General features: G+C 67.7%; 6 protein-coding genes and 1 pseudogene. All 7 read right to left on the bottom strand.

Annotated features, from left to right (window positions below; genetic code table 11):
• Positions 1 to 920 precede the first annotated feature (920 nt).
• Positions 921 to 1,547 (bottom strand): annotated as a pseudogene (locus KDB67_RS11060) (DUF6779 domain-containing protein); the annotation flags it as partial.
• A gap of 72 nt (positions 1,548 to 1,619) precedes the next feature.
• The gene (locus tag KDB67_RS11055) at positions 1,620 to 2,147 is read right to left on the bottom strand and encodes a DUF3180 domain-containing protein (RefSeq protein ID WP_291015711.1); all 528 of its coding nucleotides are present in this window, start codon (positions 2,145 to 2,147) and stop codon (positions 1,620 to 1,622) included.
• On the bottom strand, positions 2,144 to 2,680 hold the full coding sequence (gene folK, locus KDB67_RS11050) for a 2-amino-4-hydroxy-6-hydroxymethyldihydropteridine diphosphokinase (RefSeq protein WP_291015710.1): 537 nt from the start codon (positions 2,678 to 2,680) through the stop codon (positions 2,144 to 2,146). Before folK ends, KDB67_RS11055 begins: the two co-directional genes overlap by 4 nt.
• Positions 2,680 to 3,078: a dihydroneopterin aldolase gene (folB, locus tag KDB67_RS11045; RefSeq protein ID WP_291015709.1), complete on the bottom strand. Its 399-nt coding sequence runs from the start codon at positions 3,076 to 3,078 to the stop codon at positions 2,680 to 2,682. Before folB ends, folK begins: the two co-directional genes overlap by 1 nt.
• Positions 3,075 to 4,082 (bottom strand): dihydropteroate synthase, encoded by a 1,008-nt coding sequence (gene folP, locus KDB67_RS11040; protein WP_291015708.1) that lies wholly within the window; start codon positions 4,080 to 4,082, stop codon positions 3,075 to 3,077. Before folP ends, folB begins: the two co-directional genes overlap by 4 nt.
• A 46-nt stretch (positions 4,083 to 4,128) precedes the next feature.
• Positions 4,129 to 4,755: a GTP cyclohydrolase I FolE gene (gene folE, locus KDB67_RS11035; protein WP_291015707.1), complete on the bottom strand. Its 627-nt coding sequence runs from the start codon at positions 4,753 to 4,755 to the stop codon at positions 4,129 to 4,131.
• Between the two features lie 243 nt (positions 4,756 to 4,998).
• A complete protein-coding gene (gene ftsH / locus KDB67_RS11030; protein ID WP_291015705.1) occupies positions 4,999 to 7,293 on the bottom strand; it encodes an ATP-dependent zinc metalloprotease FtsH in 2,295 nt (764 codons plus the stop codon).
• Positions 7,294 to 7,468: the final 175 nt, after the last annotated feature.

The raw sequence follows: 7,468 nt of genomic DNA, 5'->3' as shown, positions 1-7,468 counted from the left end.
CGGCGCCGACGCCGGCGTCCCGGCGAGAAGCCCTCGAGATCGGTGGACGCCTCATGACTTCCGTGATACCCGGGCTGATCTTCGGCTGATTCGTCAGTTGCCCATTCGTCGTCCGACCAGGTGTCCTCAGCGGCCGCCTCGCCGACGGTGCTCTGCTCGTCGACAGTCTCGGCATCCGCGATCACGTCCACGTCGGAAACGATCTCCGCCGGGACCGGTTCCTCCGTCCCGGTATCGTAATCGTCGCCGAACGCGTCGTCGTTGCCGAAGTCGCCGTCGTCGGTCCCCGGCTCCTCCGCAGCGCCGGACTCGTCCGGTTCGCCGGTCGTCTCGTAGTCGACGCCCGGCTCACCGCAATGGACGTCCTCGTCGAGGAGCTCCACGCCGTCGCCGAACGCCCCGTCTTCGACGAATTCGGCGTCGTCAACGGATTCGGCCTCGTCAACGGATTCGCCACTGAAAGACTCGGGTTCCTGGCGTGGTGCGTACTCGCCGAGATCATCGAAGTCGCGCCCGGTCTCGACCTGCGTGAGCTGTGTGGTCGCGGCCGGATCGTTGGGATACGGCCCGTCCTCGTCGAAGTCACGCCGGTTGAAGATCGTCGTCGACTCAAGATCGTCCGGCCTGCCGGACACAACGTCGGCGGGCCGACCCGATGCAACGTCGGCGGGCCGACCCGGTGCAACGTCGGCGGGCCGACCCGGTGCAACACGGCTGGCGACGTAGGCGCCCCAGTCCTGTGACGCCGGCTGTTCAGCAACGGCGGCCGGTGTCGGGAACTCCTGCCTGCCGTAGCTCTGGTGAGCGTTCGCTGCCGGAGTGAACTCACGCGGGTATCCGCCGGCGGAATAGGCCGGCCGGTCACCGGTCACATCCGAGCCGGATTGCCCGAATGCCGGATAGCCGGTGCCGGAGAATCCTCCGGACTGCGGTTCCTCCTCGGCGACGACCGGGATCACCTCGGTCATCTCCTCCGGATGTGCGTTGGCGGTACTCGGCCGGGAATCTTGCCACGACGGTACGGTCGCCGCGAAGTCCTGGGACGCCAGCAGATCGTCGGCCATGCGTCCCGAACCGAGCTGCCGTACCCGCTCGTTGGGCAGCGCGATGCCCTGATCGGGCAGCGGCCCGCCCAGCAGCACCTCCAGGCTCGCCCGCAGCGACGCTATCTGGTGTTTGAGGTCGATCAGCTCATGGTTGGCCTCGTCGGCGACCTCGCGGCGGATGGTCGACTCGACGTCGAGTTCGTACTGGCGGCGGGCCGCGATCTCACGTTCGAGTTGAAGCTCGTACACCAGACGCAGGTCACGGCTCTTGGCCTCGGCGCCTTCTGCCTGCCTGCGGAACTTGGTCACCAGAATCGCGGCGATCACCGCGGCCCAAAGCGCGGCAATCACCGCGAGAGAACCGGCGAGCGACATGTCGTCGTTGATCACCATCAACACACTGGCGGCCAAGGCCAATACGATCAGCAGACCGATGAGCCACTGGCCTGCCGATCGCTGCGCCCGTATACCTTCGCCCGAACGGCCGTTGGAGGTCGTCATGACGCTGAATTTACCCGCTGCGGCCATCCTGATCGGTCAACCGGCGCGGAGCGCCACGATTCGGTGGCCCGATTAGACCGCATCGGGGTGCCCGCCCGCAGCCTCGTCGGTCGGGTCATCCGGTGCCCGGCAACAGTATTCGAGCCAGAGCGCCGCCGCGACCAGCAGTACGCCACCGATCAGCCCGATCACCGCCGCCGGAGTGTCACTCCGGGCTGCGGCGAGTTCGGTGTGCCGCCACAGGTAGGCGAGCACGCCCGCCCACACACCTGTTCCGATGGCCCCGAGCAACGCCGAGGCCTTGGCCAGCGCGACTACCCGTGCGGCGAGCAACGGGTGCAGCTGACCATGCGCCCGGCCCACGTCGCGATCGGCCACGCGGGCCCGGACGACGAATGCCACCACCACCTCGATGACGGCGAGCACATAGAACACCAGCCCCGCCAGCAACGGCAGCGGCGGCAGGTCACCATAGTTGTAGCGGACCAGAATCCACGACGCGACAGTCGCGAACGCGGCAATCGCGGCCAGGTCACGCATCTTGGTGGGCCCGATCGTCGGCTCCGGCCCGTCACCCACGGGCCGCTTCGGCGCGGTCATCGGACCCAGTCCGGCAAGCTCCGCGGGCCGGCTGCGCCCGGCAGCACACTGACCACTTCGGCCACCTCATCGGCGGGCAGTTCCGCGATCAGATCGGCAATCGAGCGTTCACCGGCGGACGTCCACAGCCGGGCGTCCGGTTCGATCTCGTGCCACGGCACCAGGACGAAGGCGCGCTCGGCGGCCCGCGGATGCGGCAGGGTTAGCTCCGGATCATCGGAGCGCACCGGACCGGCGTCGTCGACGGTGATCACATCGACATCCAAAGTTCTTGGTCCCCAACGGATATCGCGAACCCTGTCGGCGCTGCGCTCCAATCCGCGACACACCTCGAGCCAGCCCGACGCGTCGCGCGAACCGTCGACGATCAAGGTGATGTTGTGGAAGTCGGCCTGCTCCACCCCGCCCCACGGCGGCGTCGCGTACACACCGGACACTGCGACGAGCTCGTCGGCCACCGCCCGCACCACCGCCGACAGGTGCGCCACGGTGTCGCCCATGTTGGAGCCCGCCGACAGCACCGCACGGCTCATCAGGGGCGTCCCGTGCCGGGTTTCGCCGAACCAAGCGACTTGCGTGAGCGCCGGGCCACCACCGCGACATCACCGAAGGTGAGCGGGATCGGCGCCGACGGCTTGTGCACCGTCACCTCGCAGGCGGTGATCCGCTGGTCGGCCATCACCGCCTCGGCCACCTCGGCGCTGACCGTCTCGATCAGATCGCGCGGTTGCCCGGCCACGATGTCGTGCGCAAGCTGTGCCAGCGCCCCGTAGTCGACGGTGTCGGCCAGGTCGTCCGACACCGCGGCGGCACGCAGGTCCAGCCACAGCACGACGTCGACAATGAAGTCCTGACCGTCGCGCTTCTCGTGGTCGAAAACGCCGTGATGGCCGCGGACCACCAGGCCCCTCAACTCGATCCGGTCGGTCATGTCGCCACGTTCTCCTGTCCGCCCATGTTCTCGGCCACTGTGTTTTCGACCATTGTGTTCTTGATAGCTGTGTTTTCGACGGCTGTGTTTTCGACCACTCGGTTCGCGTCCGGCGTGTTCTCGTCCGACGGCAGGCTGTCGACCAGGCCGCGCCGCCCACCCGCCGTCCACGCGGCCGCGACCGACACCGCATCCCTGCTCGAGCGCACGTCATGGACCCGCACCCCCCATGCGCCGCCCGCCGCCGCCAGCGCCGAGATCGCGGCCGTGGCCACCTCACGCCCCGCGGGCGGTCTGTCGGTACCGCCGGCGGCCAACAGCGATCCGAGAAAGCGCTTGCGCGAGGCGCCGATGAGCACCGGAAAACCGAGCCCGACCAACGTGGGCAACGCGTGTAACAGGGCCCAATTGTGTTCGGGCGCTTTGGCGAAACCCAGTCCCGGATCGAGAATGATCCTGGCCGGATCGACCCCGCCGGACATCGCCGCGTCAACCTGGGCCAGCAGTTCACCGCTCACCTCGGCCACCACGTCACGATAGCCGCCGATGTCGTCGAGGGAATGGGTGAACAGGTCGCGGTGGTCGTCGGCGGCGGACTCCAACGGACGCCAGTGCATCAGGATCCAGGGAATGCCCGCATCCGCGAGTACCTTCACCATCGCCCGGTCCGCCCGCCCGCCCGAGACGTCGTTGACGATGGTCGCCCCGGCGGCGATCGCCGCCTCGGCGACCCGCGCACGCATCGTGTCCACGGAGATCGCGGTACCGGCAAGCGCCGGAGTCGCGTCGATGTGCGCCCGTAGGCCGGCGATCACCGGCGCCACCCGCGCGGCCTCGATCTCCGGGTCGACGCGGACCGCTCCCGGCCGCGTGGATTCGCCGCCGACGTCGACGATGTCGGCGCCCTGAGCGAGCAGTTCACGTCCGTGCGCCACCGCTGCATCGACGTCGAGATAGCGGCCGCCGTCGGAGAACGAGTCGGCGGTGACGTTGAGAACCCCCATGACCCGGGTTCTCGGTACCGATGCGAAAGGTGCGGGGACCGGCACGTCAGCGGGAGATCAGATCCAGCGCTTCGCCGCGGGAGACCGCGCTGGTCTTGAACAGACCGCGCACCGCCGACGTCGTCGTGGTGGCACCGGGCTTACGGATACCGCGCATCGCCATACATAGATGCTCGGCCTCGATCACCACGATCACCCCGCGCGGGTTGAGCCGGGAGACGATGGCGTCGGCGATCTGGCTGGTCAGCCGCTCCTGCACCTGTGGGCGTTTGGCGTACAGATCGACCAGCCGGGCCAGCTTGGACAGGCCCGTCACCTGGCCGGACTCACCGGGGATGTAGCCGACGTGGGCCACCCCATGGAACGAGACCAGGTGATGTTCGCAGGTGGAGTACATCGGGATGTCCTTGACCAGCACCAGTTCGTCGTGATCCTCGTCGAAGGTGGTCGCCAGGACCTCACTCGGATCGGTGTACAGCCCGGCGAACACCTCCTCATAGGCCTTGGCGACACGAGCCGGGGTGCGGCGCAACCCCTCGCGGTCCGGATCTTCCCCGATCGCCAGCAGCAACTCGCGCACCGCGGCCTCGGCGCGGGCGAAGTCGAAGGGGCGCCGGGCGACGCCGCCTGACTGTGTGTCGGCCACCTGCTCGCTGTCATCGATCGTCGTCATGAGTCGATCCTAAGGTTTGGGGTGGTTGGGTCAGGCGTGGAGTGTCACCGGACCCTTCGTGACCCTCGCTCCTTCGTCGCTTCGGCCTCAGGGATCAAGAAGATTCGGTCACCCCTATGTCGCTTCGGCCCCAGGAATCAAGAGGGATTTGGCCGGACCACACATCTTGATCCCTGAGGGCGTCGCGCGAGCTTGCGAGCCGACCGCGTCTCGAAGGGTCCGGTGACCCGAGTGCACGACGCGCTACTGCTGGTGGCCGGAACCGTTGGTGCCGTGACCGTTGTAGCCGTTGCCACCCTGCCAACCCTGGGACTGGTCGTGGCCGGGGGCACCGTTCTGGGGTGAACCGTTTTGGGGTGAACCGTTTTGGGGTGAACCGTTTTGGGGCGGCCAGCCCGGGGCCGACCAGTCGCGGGGGGCGCCGTAGTCGGGGTAGGTGCCGCCCGTCGGTGCGGGGCCCGGCCCATAACCAGGCTGGGGATAGCCGGGCTGGGGATAACCCGACTGGGGGCCTGTCGGATAGGGCTGCGCGTACCCGGGAGCGGGCTGGTAGACGCCGGCGGGAACGGGCTGGGGGACGACCGGCTCCTTCGGCGGCCACGGCTCACCGCGTTCGATCGCCAGCTCACCCGGCGTCTTCACCGGCGGCTTGTCGCTGGGCGTGCGGTCGCCCCAGTCGTTGAACGCGGTTATCCGGGGACGTTTGACGACACCGGCGAAGATCTGCTCCAGATCCTTGCGGGTCAGTGTCTCCTTCTCGAGCAGGTTGGTGGCGAGCACGTCGAGAGTGTCGCGGTACTCCGACAGGATCGACCACGCCTCGGTATGTGCGAACTCGATGAGCCTGCGCACCTCGTCATCGATCTCGCGGGCCACATCGGTGGAGTATTCGGACTTGGCGCCCATCGACCGGCCGAGGAACGGATCGCCCTGGTCGTGGCCGTAGCGCACCGCACCCAGCCGGGCACTCATGCCGTACTCGGTGACCATCGCACGGGCGATCTTGGTGGCCTGGTCGATGTCGCTCGACGCACCGGTGGTGGGTTCCTGGAAGACCAGTTCCTCGGCGGCTCGTCCGCCCATAGCCATGACCAGCCGCGCGATCATCTCCGAGCGCGTCATCAGGTCCTTGTCCTGTTCGGGCACGGCCAGCGCGTGACCGCCGGTGCGTCCGCGGGCCAGGATGGTGACCTTGTATATGGGGTCGAGATCGGGCATCGCCCACGCGGCCAGCGTGTGACCGCCCTCGTGGTAGGCGACGACCTTCTTCTCGTGTTCGCTGATGATGTGACTCTTGCGGCGCGGCCCGCCCACCACCCGGTCGACAGCCTCTTCGAGCGCCTCGGCGGTGATCACGGTCTTGTGCTCACGGGCGGTGAGCAGCGCGGCCTCGTTGACGACGTTGGCCAGGTCGGCACCCGACATGCCGGGGGTGCGTTTGGCCAGTCCGTCCAAGTCGGCGCTCGAGTCGATCGGCTTACCCTTGGCGTGCACGTTGAGGATGGCCTTGCGGCCGGCCATGTCGGGGTTGCCGACGGGGATCTGCCGGTCGAAGCGGCCCGGACGCAGCAGCGCCGGATCGAGGATGTCGGGCCGGTTGGTGGCGGCGATCAGGATGATGCCGGACCGGTCGGAGAAGCCGTCCATCTCCACCAATAGCTGGTTGAGGGTCTGCTCGCGTTCGTCGTGGCCGCCGCCCATGCCGGCGCCGCGCTGGCGGCCGACGGCGTCGATCTCATCGACGAAGATGATGCACGGGCTGTTCTGCTTGGCCTGTTCGAACAGGTCACGAACACGGGATGCGCCGACACCGACGAACATCTCGACGAAGTCCGAACCGGAGATGGTGAAGAACGGCACCCCCGCCTCACCGGCGACGGCCCGCGCGAGCAGCGTCTTACCTGTGCCGGGCGGACCGTAGAGCAGCACGCCCTTGGGGATCTTGGCGCCGAGCGCCTGGTAGCGGGCCGGGTTCTGCAGGAAGTCCTTGATCTCGTCCAGTTCCTCGACGGCCTCGTCGGCGCCGGCGACGTCGGCGAAGGTGGTCTTGGGCATGTCCTTGGACAGCTGCTTGGCCTTGGATCTGCCGAAGTTCATCACGCCACCACGGCCGCCGCCCTGCATGCGGCTCATCACGAAGAAGAACAGACCGAACAGGATGATCATCGGCAGCAGGAACACCAGGATCGACCACAGCACCGAATCCTGGGACACGTTGGTCTGGTAACCGGCGCCCGACGCGCGCACCGACTCGAAGACGAACGCGCTGCCGTCGGACGGGTACTTGCTGCTGATCTTGTCGGACTCGGCGCCCTTGTCGTCGACCTTGATCGGCGTCTTCAGGGTGACCCGCAGCGTCTGCTCACGGTCGTCGATCTGTACGAATTCGACGTTCTTCTTGTTCAGTTCGGTCAGCGCAACCGAGGTGTCGACGCCACGGAAACCGCGATCGGTGCTGCGCATCGCGCTCCAGCCCCACAGCACCAACAGGATCAGCGCGAGGATGGCCAGATTGCGGAAAACTGTCTTGCGGTTCATTCGCTGTTGGTGGGGCGCGGCGCACCGCCGCTCCCGCTGTCCTTCCCGTCGACTTCACTGCCACACTGCGCCCGCGGCGTGCATGCGAGCGCACGCGGACGCGGGCGAGGGCTATTGACCCAGGCTACCGGTCAACGCGCAGGGAAGGAAAACCGTTCCCGGGCGGTCGGAGGAT

Origin of the sequence: Gordonia sp. (in: high G+C Gram-positive bacteria) (assembly GCF_020438995.1) — a bacterium.
Taxonomy (GTDB): Bacteria; Actinomycetota; Actinomycetes; order Mycobacteriales; family Mycobacteriaceae; genus Gordonia.
Note: the sequence above shows the minus strand (reverse complement) of the source record. Positions and strands in the feature narration are given on the sequence as shown.

Excerpts from the sequence above, each read along its gene's own strand:
- folK (WP_291015710.1), bottom strand. The coding sequence starts at position 2,680 with ATGAGCCGTGCGGTGCTGTCGGCGGGCTCCAACATGGGCGACACCGTG.
- KDB67_RS11055 (WP_291015711.1), bottom strand. The coding sequence starts at position 2,147 with ATGACCGCGCCGAAGCGGCCCGTGGGTGACGGGCCGGAGCCGACGATC.
- folP (WP_291015708.1), bottom strand. The coding sequence starts at position 4,082 with ATGGGGGTTCTCAACGTCACCGCCGACTCGTTCTCCGACGGCGGCCGC.
- ftsH (WP_291015705.1), bottom strand. The coding sequence starts at position 7,293 with ATGAACCGCAAGACAGTTTTCCGCAATCTGGCCATCCTCGCGCTGATC.
- folB (WP_291015709.1), bottom strand. The coding sequence starts at position 3,078 with ATGACCGACCGGATCGAGTTGAGGGGCCTGGTGGTCCGCGGCCATCAC.
- folE (WP_291015707.1), bottom strand. The coding sequence starts at position 4,755 with ATGACGACGATCGATGACAGCGAGCAGGTGGCCGACACACAGTCAGGC.